This window comes from Candidatus Pelagibacter sp. (genome assembly GCF_052049995.1).
GTDB lineage: Bacteria > Pseudomonadota > Alphaproteobacteria > Pelagibacterales > Pelagibacteraceae > Pelagibacter.
The window spans coordinates 311,736-325,649 of the sequence record NZ_JBNGYX010000001.1 but is presented as its reverse complement, the minus strand read 5'-3'; the positions used below and the strand labels follow the sequence as shown (position 1 = coordinate 325,649).

The 13,914-nt window shown below is 29.0% G+C and carries 19 protein-coding genes and 2 tRNA genes; 12 read left to right on the top strand and 9 right to left on the bottom strand.

All coding sequences use genetic code 11. The annotated features are described in order from the left end of the window. The first annotated feature begins 24 nt into the window (after positions 1–24). Positions 25–100: transfer RNA gene (locus ACTT9Y_RS01755), tRNA-Thr, on the top strand. 103 nt (positions 101–203) lie between these two features. On the opposite strand, the gene ACTT9Y_RS01750 is transcribed toward ACTT9Y_RS01755, so the two are convergent. From ACTT9Y_RS01750 to ACTT9Y_RS01735, 4 genes are all read right to left on the bottom strand, one after another. After that, positions 204–329 (bottom strand): hypothetical protein, encoded by a 126-nt coding sequence (locus ACTT9Y_RS01750; protein ID WP_440932742.1) that lies wholly within the window; start codon positions 327–329, stop codon positions 204–206. A gap of 39 nt (positions 330–368) precedes the next feature. After that, the gene (locus ACTT9Y_RS01745) at positions 369–506 is read right to left on the bottom strand and encodes a hypothetical protein (RefSeq protein WP_440932741.1); all 138 of its coding nucleotides are present in this window, start codon (positions 504–506) and stop codon (positions 369–371) included. A 4-nt stretch (positions 507–510) separates the two neighbouring features. After that, complete coding sequence (locus tag ACTT9Y_RS01740; RefSeq protein WP_440932740.1) at positions 511–1,281, bottom strand: NAD kinase; 771 nt, start codon at positions 1,279–1,281, stop codon at positions 511–513. A gap of 4 nt (positions 1,282–1,285) precedes the next feature. Continuing rightward, positions 1,286–1,371: transfer RNA gene (locus ACTT9Y_RS01735), tRNA-Leu, on the bottom strand. Between the two features lie 98 nt (positions 1,372–1,469). Between ACTT9Y_RS01735 and ACTT9Y_RS01730 the strand changes: the two genes are divergently transcribed. Further along, complete coding sequence (locus tag ACTT9Y_RS01730; protein ID WP_440932739.1) at positions 1,470–2,273, top strand: HAD-IIB family hydrolase; 804 nt, start codon at positions 1,470–1,472, stop codon at positions 2,271–2,273. An 11-nt stretch (positions 2,274–2,284) separates the two neighbouring features. Next, the gene (locus ACTT9Y_RS01725) at positions 2,285–3,505 is read left to right on the top strand and encodes a glycosyl transferase (RefSeq protein WP_440932738.1); all 1,221 of its coding nucleotides are present in this window, start codon (positions 2,285–2,287) and stop codon (positions 3,503–3,505) included. A 6-nt stretch (positions 3,506–3,511) separates the two neighbouring features. Here ACTT9Y_RS01725 and ACTT9Y_RS01720 read toward each other — a convergent pair whose 3' ends face one another. Together ACTT9Y_RS01720 and ACTT9Y_RS01715 are read right to left on the bottom strand one after the other, a co-directional pair. Then, positions 3,512–3,913, bottom strand: a complete 402-nt coding sequence (locus tag ACTT9Y_RS01720; RefSeq protein ID WP_440932737.1) for a gamma-glutamylcyclotransferase family protein — start codon at positions 3,911–3,913, stop codon at positions 3,512–3,514. Then, complete coding sequence (locus ACTT9Y_RS01715; RefSeq protein ID WP_440932736.1) at positions 3,913–4,662, bottom strand: competence/damage-inducible protein A; 750 nt, start codon at positions 4,660–4,662, stop codon at positions 3,913–3,915. The genes ACTT9Y_RS01720 and ACTT9Y_RS01715 overlap by 1 nt, the downstream gene beginning before the upstream one ends. A gap of 20 nt (positions 4,663–4,682) precedes the next feature. On the opposite strand from ACTT9Y_RS01715, the gene sfsA reads away from it, so the two are divergent. Genes sfsA through grxD form a run of 9 tightly spaced genes read left to right on the top strand, consistent with a single transcriptional unit; the run spans position 4,683 to position 11,904 of the window. Beyond that, positions 4,683–5,381, top strand: coding sequence for a DNA/RNA nuclease SfsA (gene sfsA / locus ACTT9Y_RS01710; protein ID WP_440932735.1), 699 nt, complete (start codon positions 4,683–4,685; stop codon positions 5,379–5,381). Next, the gene (gene map, locus ACTT9Y_RS01705; protein WP_440932734.1) at positions 5,374–6,144 is read left to right on the top strand and encodes a type I methionyl aminopeptidase; all 771 of its coding nucleotides are present in this window, start codon (positions 5,374–5,376) and stop codon (positions 6,142–6,144) included. The genes sfsA and map overlap by 8 nt, the downstream gene beginning before the upstream one ends. A 3-nt stretch (positions 6,145–6,147) precedes the next feature. After that, a complete protein-coding gene (gene purB, locus ACTT9Y_RS01700) occupies positions 6,148–7,440 on the top strand; it encodes an adenylosuccinate lyase (RefSeq protein WP_440932733.1) in 1,293 nt (430 codons plus the stop codon). Further along, on the top strand, positions 7,440–8,225 hold the full coding sequence (gene purC, locus ACTT9Y_RS01695; protein ID WP_440932732.1) for a phosphoribosylaminoimidazolesuccinocarboxamide synthase: 786 nt from the start codon (positions 7,440–7,442) through the stop codon (positions 8,223–8,225). The genes purB and purC overlap by 1 nt, the downstream gene beginning before the upstream one ends. Beyond that, positions 8,222–8,464, top strand: coding sequence for a phosphoribosylformylglycinamidine synthase subunit PurS (gene purS / locus ACTT9Y_RS01690; RefSeq protein ID WP_440907978.1), 243 nt, complete (start codon positions 8,222–8,224; stop codon positions 8,462–8,464). The genes purC and purS overlap by 4 nt, the downstream gene beginning before the upstream one ends. Before the next feature lie 3 nt (positions 8,465–8,467). Further along, positions 8,468–9,151: a phosphoribosylformylglycinamidine synthase I gene (purQ, locus tag ACTT9Y_RS01685; RefSeq protein WP_440932731.1), complete on the top strand. Its 684-nt coding sequence runs from the start codon at positions 8,468–8,470 to the stop codon at positions 9,149–9,151. Next, positions 9,148–11,340, top strand: coding sequence for a phosphoribosylformylglycinamidine synthase subunit PurL (gene purL / locus ACTT9Y_RS01680; RefSeq protein WP_440932730.1), 2,193 nt, complete (start codon positions 9,148–9,150; stop codon positions 11,338–11,340). The genes purQ and purL overlap by 4 nt, the downstream gene beginning before the upstream one ends. Continuing rightward, complete coding sequence (locus tag ACTT9Y_RS01675; RefSeq protein ID WP_075485784.1) at positions 11,340–11,570, top strand: BolA/IbaG family iron-sulfur metabolism protein; 231 nt, start codon at positions 11,340–11,342, stop codon at positions 11,568–11,570. The genes purL and ACTT9Y_RS01675 overlap by 1 nt, the downstream gene beginning before the upstream one ends. A 1-nt stretch (position 11,571) precedes the next feature. Beyond that, positions 11,572–11,904 carry a Grx4 family monothiol glutaredoxin gene (grxD, locus tag ACTT9Y_RS01670; RefSeq protein WP_075485786.1) on the top strand — a complete coding sequence of 111 codons (333 nt, stop codon included), beginning with the start codon at positions 11,572–11,574 and terminating at the stop codon, positions 11,902–11,904. Between the two features lie 12 nt (positions 11,905–11,916). On the opposite strand, the gene ACTT9Y_RS01665 is transcribed toward grxD, so the two are convergent. The 3 genes from ACTT9Y_RS01665 to ACTT9Y_RS01655 are packed head-to-tail and all read right to left on the bottom strand — an operon-like array spanning position 11,917 to position 13,907. Then, positions 11,917–12,531, bottom strand: coding sequence for a class I SAM-dependent methyltransferase (locus tag ACTT9Y_RS01665; RefSeq protein ID WP_440932729.1), 615 nt, complete (start codon positions 12,529–12,531; stop codon positions 11,917–11,919). A gap of 4 nt (positions 12,532–12,535) precedes the next feature. Then, positions 12,536–13,153, bottom strand: coding sequence for a 30S ribosomal protein S4 (gene rpsD / locus ACTT9Y_RS01660; protein WP_075485790.1), 618 nt, complete (start codon positions 13,151–13,153; stop codon positions 12,536–12,538). 40 nt (positions 13,154–13,193) lie between these two features. Next, a complete protein-coding gene (locus ACTT9Y_RS01655; RefSeq protein WP_440932728.1) occupies positions 13,194–13,907 on the bottom strand; it encodes an RNA methyltransferase in 714 nt (237 codons plus the stop codon). Between the last annotated feature and the right edge of the window lie 7 nt (positions 13,908–13,914).

Below are 13,914 nucleotides of genomic sequence, written 5' to 3'. Positions count from 1 at the left end.
AAATAGTTAATAATTATTGCGCATGCCCTTGTAGCTCAGCTGGTAGAGCAATTGATTTGTAATCAATAGGTCCGCGGTTCGAATCCGTGCGGGGGCACCACTTCACTTAGTTTTTTATCAAAATAATTTATGCAAAAGCTATTCCTAACACAATAAGTGTGGCCAGAGTGTGGGCAGGTTTGTAGACCAATCAAGTGTTCAATTTAAAATCCACCTCTCCAGTTATCTTTATCTTCGAACCGCTCTTTCTCTTTTTTGGATGTAGGTCTGAATAAAAAATAAACTGCAAGAACAACGGTTAATAAAATTATAATAATCTCAAGTGTCATAACTAAGAACCACAATCCATAAAAATTTTTTCATTTAATCTACCAGGCTGTTAATTTCCAGCACTCATTAGCGTCTTCAATACGAACGTAACAACCAAGAAAAGACATAATTTTAAATGCACAAAAACCTGCAACCAAAACAATGACTACGAGCATTATTGGATTAATTTTTTTCATTTATTTAACTAGTCTCTCTTCTTATTTGCTCTATTTTAATCTTCTTTTGTAAACTTCTGTTTTTATCATAAAGAAGATTAAACTTTATTTTGTTATTAGTTTTTACTGTAATTAATTTAGCATTTCTTACTTCTAAATTATCTGCTACAGCACTTATAGGTCTCTTGGTTGGGTTTAAGTTAGTTATAACTATTTTAGTTTTATCATTAACTATTTTGCCCTTCCATCTTCTTGGTCTAAATGCACTTATTGGAGATATTGATAATTTTTTTGAATGAAGACTTAAAATAGGTCCATGAACAGAAAGATTGTAGGCAGTACTTCCTGCTGGTGTTGATACCAACACACCGTCAGACACTAATTTTTTGATTATTTGTTTTGAACCTTGCTTAATAGATAATGAGGCGGCCTGCCTACTTTGTCTAAGCACAGAAACTTCATTTATTGCTATAGATCTCTTGGTTTGATTATTTTTATTTTTAACAATCATTTCTAGCGGAGAAATTGAAACCAAATTTGCTTTTGACAAGTTTTTTAGAATATCTTTTGAGGAAAATTTATTCATAAGAAATCCATAATTTCCAGAATTAATCCCATAAAAATGTTTATGAGAATTTTTATTCTTTTTTAGTGTTTGAAGCATAAAACCATCACCACCAATAACGATGATAAGATTCTCTTTTTTAAACTGATTTGATTTTATTTTATTTAATAATAGATTTTTAATGCTTGATGATTTTTTATTTTTATCTGAAATGATTTGAAGTTTACTCATTTAGTGGTGCCCTCGGCCAGACTCGAACTGGCACTCCGCAAGCGGCAAGGATTTTAAGTCCTTTGTGTCTACCAATTTCACCACGAGGGCATTAATGAATTTCATGAGTGTTTATGCTAATATTTATAATTGAACAAGGCTAATTAGTAAAATTGTTATTTATTAGAATATTTTATAAATATCAATTAATGGAAAAAGCAATCAAAATTTTGATATTTACTGACCTAGACGGTTCTCTGCTTCATAGAGATACGTTTAAATTTGATGAAATAAAAGACTATTTAATACAACTCATATCAAAAGGTATCTTTATAATACCGAATACTAGTAAAACTGAGAAAGAAATTTTACAATTTAATTACGAGTTAGGATCAAATTTACCTTTTATTTCTGAAAATGGAGCTGCTATTAATGGCTTAGACTTATTAAATCCAAATTTACCCAAAGAATTAATTCTTAGTAGAGAAAAAAATGATATTTTTAATATTTTTAAAAATATAGTTCCATTAAACCTGCAAAACAAATGCAAATGGTTGTCTGAAATGAATAATACAAACCAAAGTTTAATTTTTGGTTTATATGATAAAAAACTTAAAATGGCTTTAGATCGTAGGTACACTATTCCTTTTATATTTAATGGAACTAAAAATGAAAAAAATCAATTATCAAAAATAATAAAAAAAGACGGTCTATCTTTGCAAGAAGGTGGCAGGGTAATTAATTTAACTGATAAAGTAAATAAAGCTAAAGCTCTTCGAGTATTTGTAAGATTTTATAAAAGATATCATCAAAATGTAAAAACAGTGGCAGTAGGAGATAATTATAATGACTTAGATATGTTGAAAACAAGTGATTTTCCCTGCTTAGTATTTAATGATAAATTCATTTTAGATGAAATTCCTATAAATAACTTAATTACAACTAACAAGCCATCACCTGAGGGCTGGGCAGATGTGATTAAAATGGCTCTAGTTAAAATTAATAAAAATTAATAAAAAACTGTATGAGTGAATTTACACAAAATGGAATTATATCTACACTTCATGACTTTGGAACAAAGTCAACAAGACAAATAGAGGAAGAGCTTTTAAGTTTTTCAAAAGAGAGGAAAATGGAACTTATCTTGCCATGTCTTTATAGCGAGTTAAATGGAGAGGCATTACCAAAAATTGTTTCTGAAATTGCTCAAACTAACTATCTTCATCATATAATAATAGGATTAGATCAAGCTAATGAAAAACAGGCTAGGAAAGCATGGACATTTTTTGAAAAATTAGAAACCCCTTTCACAATACTTTGGAATGATGGTCCAAATTTGAAAAAATTAGATAAAGAATTAAAAAAAAAAGCATTAGCACCAAATGAAAAAGGTAAAGGAAGAAATGTTTGGTATTGTATTGGGATGTCAATAGCAAGAAATAGTGCAAGATCAGTTGCTTTACATGATTGTGATATAAAAACATACGATCGAAGGATGCTAGCAAAATTATTTTACCCAGTGGTGAATCCTTTATTTAATTTTGAATTTTGCAAAGGTTACTATCCCCGGGTTGCGGACAATAAAATGAATGGAAGAGTAGCCAGACTGTTAGTTTTTCCGATGTTAAATGCTTTAGAAAAAACAATAGGCAAAAGTGAATATTTGGATTTTATGAAATCATTTAAATACCCACTAGCTGGGGAATTTTCTTTTAGAAGAAATATTCTTCCAGAATTAAGAATTTCATCAGACTGGGGAATAGAAATTGGAATATTGTCAGAAATGCAAAGAAACTTTTCTCCACAAAATATCTGTCAGGTTGATTTAGCAGATACATATGACCACAAACATCAGGATTTATCTATTGATGATGAAAATAAAGGTTTATCAAGAATGTCCATTGATATAATTAAGACCTTTATCAAAAAGCTTGCCACTCAAGGTCACTCGTTTAGTAGAGAAGAATTAAGATCACTTAAAGCAACATACTATAGGTCAGCACTTGATTTAATTGACGCTTATCGAGGTGATGCTGAAATGAATGGTTTGAAATTTGATTCACATTCTGAAGAAAAAGCAGTTGAATTATTTTCAAAAAATATAATTAAAGCTGGCGAAGACTTTTACTTAAACCCCATGGATGCTCCATTTATACCAACATGGAGCAGAGTTAAAAGCGCTATCCCAGATTTTTTATTAAGATTAGAAAAAGCTGTTAATGAAGATAATAAATATTATCTTTAGTCTTATTTATGTTCTAAGTGCTTTATGTAAAAATCTTTTATCAAGTTTACAATCTCGATATCCTTTTTTTACAACATTTAGATATCTTTCAGTTGGAAATTTGAATGGAGATTTTTTAACCATTGTATAAGTCATCACTTTTTTTCCATAATAATAAAAATAATGTTTTTTATATAATATTGGAAAATCTTCATACACATCTAGCTTTTTTTCATCACTTTTAGAAATTTCAAATAAAGCACCTGGTACAATTGAATTTTTTTTTGCCTCTATATCTGCAGCTCTATATTTGCTTCTAAAGGTTAATTTAAAATCTTTTAAATTTATTTTTTTTAAAAAAATACTGTCTTTGCATCTACGTTTCATTTGAAAATGATGAAGATTACTTCCATAAGCAAAATACAGCATTATCTATCTACTACCTCAATTTTTTTTTCATTAACAAATTTTAAAATTTGAGAATTACAATCATCTATTTTATTCTGATCTTCTGATCTAATCACAATTGATACACCTAATTTACCTGCATGGAAGAAAGGATAGCTTCCAATTTCTACATCAGTATTATTATTTTGAACCTTTGTTAATGAATTTGCTATTTCACTTTCGACAGTTCTTAAGCTTATAGTAAGACTTTTGATTGGCTTCCCTCCTACTATACTGTTAGTCAAACCACCCAACATTGATTTCAAAATGGATGGAACTCCTGGCAATGAAAAAACATTTTTAACATTAAAACCTGGTGCGCCACTCGTTGGATTTAAAATTAAATTTGCATTCTCTGGCATCCAGGCCATTTTTTGTCTTCCATCATTAAATTCACCTGGTTGATAATAAGCTTCTAAAATTTTAAAAGCTTCTTTATGAACTTCATATTTTATTCCAAAAGCCTTTGATACTGACTGAGCTGTAATATCATCATGTGTTGGACCAATACCACCAGTTGTAAAAACGTAGTCATATTTAGATCTAAGTAAATTTAAAGTATCAACAATAATATCTTCAACATCAGGTATTACTCTAACTTCACCAACATTAACACCGATTGAATTTAGCCAGATTGCTAAAGTAGATGTATTCGTATCTTGGGTTCTTCCAGATAAAATTTCATTACCTATTATTAAAATTGAAGCATTAACTTTTACTTTTTTATTCATATGAAATATATAATTTACTAATGGAATTTACCAAGTCTTTAATAAAAGGCAAATTAATCAAACGTTATAAAAGGTTTTTTACTGATGTGCAGCTAGGTAAAGAAATTGTCACAGCTCACTGTCCTAACACAGGATCAATGAAAGGTTTACTAGATGAAGGTAATGAAGTTTATTTGCTTCCTAATAACGATCCAAAAAGAAAACTTAAATATGGATTGGAAATTATTAAATCTAGAAAAAATTTAGTTGGAGTTAACACTCATATGGCAAATAGAATAGTTGAGCATGGTCTCAAAAACAATCTAGTAAATGAGCTCAATAATAATGACATTATTAAACCTGAGGTTTTTTTTAATAAGGAAACAAGATTTGATTTTTTGTTAGAAAAAAAAGGTCAAAAAATGTTTGTTGAGGTTAAAAATGTTACTTTATTTAGAAATAAAGATACTGCTGAATTTCCAGATGCGCCAACAGCAAGAGGAACTAAGCATTTATTAACCCTTATTGATGCCATAAAAAAAAGTTATAAAACATACTTAATATTTTTAGTTCAAATCCAAAATATGAAATATTTTAAAATAGCCAAAGACATAGATGAACAATATTATAATAACTATTTAATAGCTAAAAAAGCAGGTGTAAATTTTTTAGCATATAGATGTGATATAAGTTCTAAAAAAATTTTTATAGATAAAAAATTAAAAATTATAGATGACTGATTATAAAGAAAAATTTGAAAAAATGAGAATTGCAGGAAATTTAGCTGCAAGAACTTTGGACATGTTAACTGAGAATATCAAAGAAGGTATATCCACTGACTACATAGATAAACTAGGTTATGAATTTATAAAAGATAATGGAGGCTACTCTGCGCCACTATATTATAGAGGCTTTACAAAATCGTTATGCACATCTTTAAATCATGTTGTGTGTCATGGAATACCCTCTGATAGAATTTTACAAGAAGGTGACGCTGTAAACGTAGATGTAACAGCAATTGTTGATGAATATTATGGTGATACAAGCAGGATGTTTTGTATTGGAAAAACGCCAGTAAAATTAAACAATCTTATAGATGCTACTTACGAATCTATGATGAGAGCAATTAAAATTTTAAAACCTGGAATTAAATTAGGAGACATTGGTTATGAAATTCAATCCTATGTAGAAGAAAAAGGATTTTCAGTCGTAAGAGATTTTTGTGGTCACGGAATAAGTACAACATTTCATGAGCCTCCTAATATTCTACACTATGGAAATAAAAACTCAGGAATGGAATTAAAGCCAGGCATGACCTTTACAATAGAACCAATGATTAATTCAGGTAAATATGATGTTAAAATGTTAAATGATGGCTGGACAGCTGTTACAAAAGACAAATCTTTATCTGCACAATTTGAACATACGTTAGGAATTACTGAAAATGGTTATGAAATCTTTACAGAATCTGCTAAAGGTTATTCAAAGCCTCCATACTTATAATTAATGATTAAAAGATACTCGCGAAAAGAATTAACTGATATTTGGTCAGAAGAAAATAAATACAAAATCTGGTTAGATGTTGAGGTTGCAGCTGCAGAAGCAATGGAAAAACTTGGTCAAATTCCAAGAGGTGTTGCTTCAATAGTTAAAAAAAAAGCTAGAATTAATGTAAGCAGAATTCACAAAATAGAATCTGAGGTAAAACATGACGTAATAGCATTTCTTACCTCTATAACTGAAAAAGCTGGAATTAAAGCACGTTACCTGCATCAAGGAATGACATCATCAGATGTTTTAGATACTAGTTTTAATATTCAATTAGTCCAATCAGGTAAAATCATTTTAAAAGATATAGATCAAATTTTAAAAGTTTTAAAAAAACAAGCCAAAAAATATAAATTTACACCGTGTATGGGAAGAAGCCACGGCATCCATGCTGAACCAATTACTTTTGGATTAAAATTGGCTTCGTTTTATGAGGAATTTAAAAGAAACAGAAATAGATTGAAAAATGCAATCGATGAAGTATCAACCTGTGCAATATCTGGCGCTGTTGGAACATTTGCTAACATTAATCCAAATGTTGAAAAACATGTGGCAAAAAAATTAGGACTGAAAGTTGAACCAATTTCTACACAAGTAATTCCAAGAGATAGACATGCATTTTATTTTTCTGTTTTAGGTATTATTGCAGGGTCTATTGAAAGAGTAGCAGTTGAAATAAGACATCTACAAAGAAGTGAAGTTTATGAATTACAAGAATATTTTTCTAAAAATCAAAAAGGATCGTCAGCAATGCCTCATAAAAAAAATCCAATCTTAAGCGAAAACTTAACAGGCTTAGCTAGAATGGTTAGAAGTGCGGTTGTACCAGCACTTGAAAATATAGCACTTTGGCATGAAAGAGACATTTCTCATTCAAGTGTTGAGAGAAATATCGGACCAGATGCCAATATAACAACTGATTTTGCATTGGTTAGACTTACAAATATTTTAGATAACATGATTGTTTATCCTAAAAAGATGCTTGAAAACTTAAATTTAACAAAAGGTTTAATTTTCTCTCAAGAAGTTATGTTGGAATTAACTAAAACAGGATTGAGCAGAGAAAAATCATACAAGATGGTTCAAAATTATGCAAAAAAATGTTTTGCTGAGAATTTAAACTTAATTGACGTTATTTCATCTGATAAATTTATAATGAATAAAATTTCACAAAAAAAACTAAAGTCTATATTTAATTATTCTAAACACTTTAAAAATGTAAATTTTATCTTTAGAAGAGTTTTTAAATAATGAAAAAAGGTAAAAAATTATACGAAGGGAAAGCTAAAATCATTTATTCAACAAATGATAAAAATTTAGTTATCCAATATTTTAAAGATGACGCAACAGCATTCAATAATCAAAAAAAAACTACCATTGAAGGTAAAGGTGTTCTAAATAATAGAATATCAGAACATATACTCTCTAACCTCTCCCAAATAGGAATTAAAAATCATTTAGTTAAAAGATTAAATATGCGTGAGCAAATTATAAAGCTTGTAGAAATAATTCCGATTGAATTCATTGTGAGAAATGTTGCGACAGGTTCAATTACTAAAAGATTGGGCATTGAGGATGGTACTGTTTTAAAAGAACCTCTAATTGAATACTGCTTAAAAGATGACAAGCTTGGAGATCCATTGATATCTGAAGAGCATATTTTAGCATTTGATTGGGCGGCAAAAGCAGAGATAGATAAAATAAAAAAAATGATTTTCAGAATTAATGATTTTATGATTGGAATGTTCAGAGGTGTTGGAATTAAACTTATCGATTTTAAATTAGAATTTGGAAGAATTAAAATCGATGGAAAAAATGAGGTTATTTTAGCAGATGAAATTAGCCCTGATACATGCAGATTGTGGGACAGTATTACAGAAAAAAAATTAGATAAAGATAGGTTTAGAAAAGATCTGGGTGATTTAATTCCAGCATATACTGAGGTTGCTAAAAGATTAGGTATACTTCATGAACAATCTAATGTTTCAGCAGTAAATGTAACTAAATTATCTTCAGTTAAAAGAAAGAAAAAATGAAAATTTCTGTAATCATTACTCTAAAAAAGGATGTACTTGATCCACAAGGAAAAGTTATTCATCAAACTCTGGATGGAATGGGATTTCAGGATATTAATGAAGTTAGACAAGGTAAATATTTTGAAATAAACACCAAAGAAACTGATAACGACAAAGCAAAAGCAAAAGTTGAAGAAATGTGCAAAAAACTTTTGGCAAATCTTGTAATTGAAAATTATAAAATTATTGATCCAAAGTAATTAATGAAATCATCAGTTATTACTTTTCCAGGTTCAAATTGTGACAGAGACATGGATGTTGCTCTAAAAAAATTTGGATTTAAAAACAAAATGGTTTGGCATGCTGATGCTGAATTACCAAAAAGTGATTTGGTTGTATTGCCAGGTGGTTTTTCATATGGGGACTACTTAAGATGTGGAAGTATGGCATCTAAATCAAAAATAATGCAGTCAGTAATTAATTTTGCGAATTCTGGCGGTATGGTTATGGGTATCTGTAATGGATTTCAAATATTGGTAGAAACTGGTTTAGTTCCAGGTGTTTTGCTTAGAAACAAATATTTAGAATTTATTTGTAAAAATGTTTTTGTAAAAATTAATGATAAAAAAAATAAATATTTTAAAAATGTAAATAATGATGTTTTGGAATTTCATATCGCTCATAATGAAGGAAATTATTTTTGTACCAATGATCAATTAAAAGAAATTGAAGATAATAATCAAGTAGCTATTAACTATTGTGATGAAAATGGGAAAATAGAGGATCAATTTAACCCTAATGGATCCTTAAAAAATATTGCAGGTATATTTAATAAAGAAAAAAATGTTCTAGGAATGATGCCCCACCCTGAAAGAATGATTGATACATCTTTATCAGGTGAGGATGGATCATTATTTTTTAAAAACTTAATAAACAACTTAAAATGATTGTAAACGAACAAGCAGCAGTTGATCATGGTTTAAAGAAAGATGAATACGCTAAAATTTGTGAGCTATTAAAAAGAACTCCTAATATCACAGAGCTAGGTATTTTTTCTGCAATGTGGAATGAACATTGTTCTTATAAATCATCAAGATTACACCTAAAAAAACTACCTACTAAAGGAAAGAAAGTTATTCAAGGTCCTGGAGAAAACGCTGGTGTTATAGATATTGAGGATAATGATGCGATAGTTTTTAAAATAGAAAGTCACAATCACCCTTCATTTATTGAACCATATCAAGGTGCTGCTACTGGTGTTGGAGGAATAATGAGAGATGTATTTACAATGGGCGCAAGACCAATAGCTAACTTGAACTCAATTCATTTTGGGTCACCACAACATAAAAAAACAAAAAATTTATTAAGAGGCGTTGTTCATGGCATAGGCGGTTATGGAAACTGCATGGGTGTTCCAACAATAGCTGGACAAACAAGCTTTGATAGCTCGTATAACGGAAATATTTTGGTTAATGCTATGACATTGGGATTAGTCAAAAAAGATAAGATTTTTTATTCTAAAGCTGCAGGTTTAAATAAACCAGTTATTTATGTTGGGTCTAAAACTGGTAGAGATGGAATACATGGTGCAAGTATGGCTTCAGCTAGTTTTGATGAAAAAATAGAGGAAAAGAAACCAACTGTTCAAGTAGGAGATCCGTTTACAGAAAAACTTTTACTTGAAGCTTGTTTGGAGTTAATGGCAGGAGACTCAATTATAGCTATTCAAGATATGGGTGCTGCCGGATTGACTTCCTCAAGTATTGAAATGGCATCAAAAGGAAACCTTGGAATAGAAATTAATTTAAACAAAGTACCTTGTAGAGAAGCCAAGATGACACCTTATGAAATTATGCTATCTGAGAGCCAAGAAAGAATGTTAATTGTTTTAGAAAACGGTAAGGAAGAACAAGCAAAAAAAATATTCGATAAATGGAATCTTGATTTTGCTATAATTGGAAAAACCACTAAGACCAAAAAAATAGAACTTTATTTTGATGAAGAAAAAGTTGCAGACATTCCAGTTAATATCTTAGTTGAAAACTCTCCAATGTATGACCGTAAATGGAAAAAAGCAAAACTTCCAAAAAAGAATAAAATTAAAAAAGAAGACATTAAACAATTAAAAATTATTAATGTTCTAAAGAAAATTTTAGCAAATCCAAATGTATGCAGCAAAGAATGGATTTGGCAACAATATGATCATACTGTAATGGGTGATACAATACAAAAACCTGGTGGAGATGCAGGTGTAGTAAGAGTTCATGGAACGGATAAAGCTGTTGCTGCTTCTGTAGATTCTTCTGCAGTTTATTGTTGGGCGCATCCTTTAACTGGTGGAAAACAAGTTGTATGTGAAAGTTTTAGAAATCTTATATCGGTAGGGGCAAAACCAATTGCTATAACTAATTGTTTAAATTTTGGTAGTCCTGAAAATGAAGAAAATATGGGCGAATTTGTTGAATGTGTTCAAGGAATTGGTGAAGCAAGCGATTATTTAAAATTCCCAGTGGTTTCTGGAAATGTATCTTTCTATAATCAGACAAAAGACCAAGGTATAAAACCTACACCTTCAATTGGTGGAGTTGGATTAATTAAAGATTATAAGAATATGATTACTATGGAATTCAAAGAAGTTAATAATTTAGTTTTGGTCATTGGAAAAACTGAGGGACATATTGATCAAAGTTTATTTGCAAGAACTATTTTAGATGAAAAAAATGGACCACCACCAGAAGTAAATTTATTTAATGAAAAAAATAATGGAGAAACATTGCTTAAATTGATTGCTAATAATTTAATAAAAAGCGCACACGATGTTTCTTTAGGTGGCATAATTACTGCGGTTGCAAAAATGTGTATTAAAGGAAAAAAAGGAATAAATATTAAAAAACCTAAGTTTCTAATAAATGAGATTGAATACTTATTCGCTGAAGATCAAGGTAGATATATTATAGAAATTAATAAAAAAGATTTTAAAAATGTAGCTGATATACTAAATAAAAATGCAGTCCATTTTGATGAACTTGGTACAATTAGTGAAAATGAACTATATATTAACGATAAGACAAAAGTTACAATTGACGAATTATCAACCACGGATAAAAGTTGGCTAAAGAAATATATGAGTAAATAATGGCAATGGATTTAAAAGAAATTGAGAACTTTATAAAAGAGGCAATGCCAGATGCAATTGTTGAAATCCAAGATTTAGCAGGAGACGGAAATCATTATTCAGCAACAGTTACCTCTTCAGAATTTTCTGGAAAAAGTAAAATTGAGCAACATAAAATGGTTTACAACTCATTAAAAGGTAGAATGGGCAATGAATTACATGCTTTAGCAATTAAAACAAAGGAGAGTTAAAATGGATCAACAAACAAATGATTTAATTAAAAATGAAATTGAAAACAACGAAGTTTGTTTATTTATGAAAGGAACGCCAGATGCACCACAATGTGGATTTTCAATGGCTACATCCAATATTTTAAAAATCCTTGAAGTAAATTTTAAAGGTATAAATGTTTTGGAAAATCAAAATTTAAGAGAAGGTATAAAAGTTTTTAGTGATTGGCCAACTATTCCACAATTATATATTAAAAATGAGTTTATAGGTGGATGCGATATAGTTAAAGAAATGTATGAAAGTGGTGAATTAAAAAAACTGTTGGTTGAAAAAAATATTAAACACAAATCTTAATAATTTTCCTTATTAATTTTTTCTAAAAAAAGTCCTTAAGTTTTTTGAGATAAATTTTCTTAACAAATAAAGTCTAGAAAATTTTTGAGTTATTTTACTTTCTACATTTTTTTTATATTTTATCTGGTTTTCCCAATAAAGTTCTAAAACCAAGCTTTGTTTAAAAATTTCTGACAATTTTTTTATAGTAGAAACTGTTAAAATAGGCTCAAAATATTGAACCTTTTTTGAAATAATTAATTCATAATTTATATCATCAAACTCCATATGCCAGATATGGTCTTTTTTATTTTCAAAAACTAAATTATCCTCAAGTTTGGTGGGTACTTCAATATAACCTTTTGAAGAAACTCTCTCCAATTCTTTTATAAATATATCTATATCTTTAACATGTTCGAGAACATGTGAAGCAATTACAAAATCAAACTCTTTATCTTTAAACGGTAAAATTTCAGTTTCGAGTTTAATAAATGTTTTATCCTCATAAAATTTAGATAAATCTAGCACATCACAAACAACTGAAGCTTTTTTATGTGCACCATATCCACAACCAATATCTAACACTTTCCAGTTTGGATTATCGTCTAAGAGTTTATTAATATATTTTTTTGAGGATCTTTTAATCAAGAGGTTATCTTGAATAATATTCAATTACTAGGTTTGGTTCCATAACTATTGGATAAGGAACTTCTTCAAATTTTGGAATCCTAACAAATTTAAGTTTTTTATTTTTTTCATCCATTTGAATATATTCAGGTGTTTCTCTTTCTTTGTTTGCTAATGCAATATCTATTATTGCAAGTTGTTTTGACTTATCTCTAATCTCAATAGTATCTTCTTCTTTAATTAAATAACTACCAATATTTACTTTTTTGCCATTTACTCTCACATGACCATGGTTAATTAATTGTCTAGCTGAAAAAATTGTAGTAGCAAATTTAGCTCTATAAATAACTGCATCCAACCTTCTTTCTAATAGTCCTATTAAGTTTTCACCTGTATCACCTTTAAGCATTACAGCTTTTTTATAAATATTTCTAAATTGTCTTTCGTTAATATTTCCATAATAAGCTTTTAGCTTTTGTTTTGCTTGAAGCTGAATACCATAGTCAGAGGGCTTTGATGTTTTAGTTTGTCCATGTTGACCTGGCCCATAAGCTCTTTTATTAAAAGGACTTTTAGGTCTACCCCAAAGGTTTACTTTTAATCTTCTATCTACTTTATGTTTAGAGTTTAATCTTTTTGTCATCTGATAGTGGGCTTTATAAACTTACTCTTAATTTTGTCAATCAACGTTTTTTACCTAAACTAGCAAATACACCAGATAAAATACGTGTTTCTTTAGCTGATAATTCCATCCTGTAAAAAATATTCCTTAAGTTTTCTAGCATTATTGGTTTCTTTTCTTTTGTTTTAAAGAAATCAATATCATCAAGATTCTTGATACAAAGGTTTGCCATAGCAACTATCTCTTTTTTAGAAGCTGATTTAACTTTATCTGATTTCTTAAAAGGGAATTTTTTTGAATTAATTATATTTGATACATATTGCGCAACTATTATTAAGCTGTGAGATAAATTTAAAGATTTAAAGTCAGGATTTGTTGGAATTTGAAGTGTGTAATTTGCATAGCTTATTTCGTTATTTGATAAACCAGATGCCTCTGATCCAAATAAGAAAGCTACTTTTTTTTTATAATTAATTTTTTTTAAATCCTCTAATTGGATATGTTTAATATTTTTATTTCTAAATCTTGTAGATGTAGCAATAACAATGTCAATATTCTTAAGAGCTTTTTCAATATTTTCATAATTCTTTGAGTTATTTATTACGTTTTTTGCTCCTACAGAGGTTGCTAAGATTTTATCATTTGGAAATATTGGTTTAGGATTAACAACAATCAATTTATTAAAATTAAAATTTTTCATACCTCTGGCGCATGATCCTATATTTTCTGAAAGTTGAGGCTTATGTAGAATAAAGGTAATATTGCTTGTTAACATTATTAAT

Bases quoted from the DNA above. Each gene is read 5' to 3' on its own strand.
- grxD (WP_075485786.1), top strand. From the start codon at position 11,572: ATGGATCAACAAACAAATGATTTAATTAAAAATGAAATTGAAAACAAC.
- purC (WP_440932732.1), top strand. From the start codon at position 7,440: ATGAAAAAAGGTAAAAAATTATACGAAGGGAAAGCTAAAATCATTTAT.
- ACTT9Y_RS01720 (WP_440932737.1), bottom strand. From the start codon at position 3,913: ATGCTGTATTTTGCTTATGGAAGTAATCTTCATCATTTTCAAATGAAA.
- purQ (WP_440932731.1), top strand. From the start codon at position 8,468: ATGAAATCATCAGTTATTACTTTTCCAGGTTCAAATTGTGACAGAGAC.
- purB (WP_440932733.1), top strand. From the start codon at position 6,148: ATGATTAAAAGATACTCGCGAAAAGAATTAACTGATATTTGGTCAGAA.
- ACTT9Y_RS01750 (WP_440932742.1), bottom strand. From the start codon at position 329: ATGACACTTGAGATTATTATAATTTTATTAACCGTTGTTCTTGCAGTT.
- ACTT9Y_RS01730 (WP_440932739.1), top strand. From the start codon at position 1,470: ATGGAAAAAGCAATCAAAATTTTGATATTTACTGACCTAGACGGTTCT.
- purS (WP_440907978.1), top strand. From the start codon at position 8,222: ATGAAAATTTCTGTAATCATTACTCTAAAAAAGGATGTACTTGATCCA.
- ACTT9Y_RS01745 (WP_440932741.1), bottom strand. From the start codon at position 506: ATGAAAAAAATTAATCCAATAATGCTCGTAGTCATTGTTTTGGTTGCA.
- map (WP_440932734.1), top strand. From the start codon at position 5,374: ATGACTGATTATAAAGAAAAATTTGAAAAAATGAGAATTGCAGGAAAT.
- rpsD (WP_075485790.1), bottom strand. From the start codon at position 13,153: ATGACAAAAAGATTAAACTCTAAACATAAAGTAGATAGAAGATTAAAA.
- ACTT9Y_RS01740 (WP_440932740.1), bottom strand. From the start codon at position 1,281: ATGAGTAAACTTCAAATCATTTCAGATAAAAATAAAAAATCATCAAGC.
- sfsA (WP_440932735.1), top strand. From the start codon at position 4,683: ATGGAATTTACCAAGTCTTTAATAAAAGGCAAATTAATCAAACGTTAT.
- ACTT9Y_RS01675 (WP_075485784.1), top strand. From the start codon at position 11,340: ATGGCAATGGATTTAAAAGAAATTGAGAACTTTATAAAAGAGGCAATG.
- purL (WP_440932730.1), top strand. From the start codon at position 9,148: ATGATTGTAAACGAACAAGCAGCAGTTGATCATGGTTTAAAGAAAGAT.
- ACTT9Y_RS01715 (WP_440932736.1), bottom strand. From the start codon at position 4,662: ATGAATAAAAAAGTAAAAGTTAATGCTTCAATTTTAATAATAGGTAAT.
- ACTT9Y_RS01655 (WP_440932728.1), bottom strand. From the start codon at position 13,907: ATGTTAACAAGCAATATTACCTTTATTCTACATAAGCCTCAACTTTCA.
- ACTT9Y_RS01725 (WP_440932738.1), top strand. From the start codon at position 2,285: ATGAGTGAATTTACACAAAATGGAATTATATCTACACTTCATGACTTT.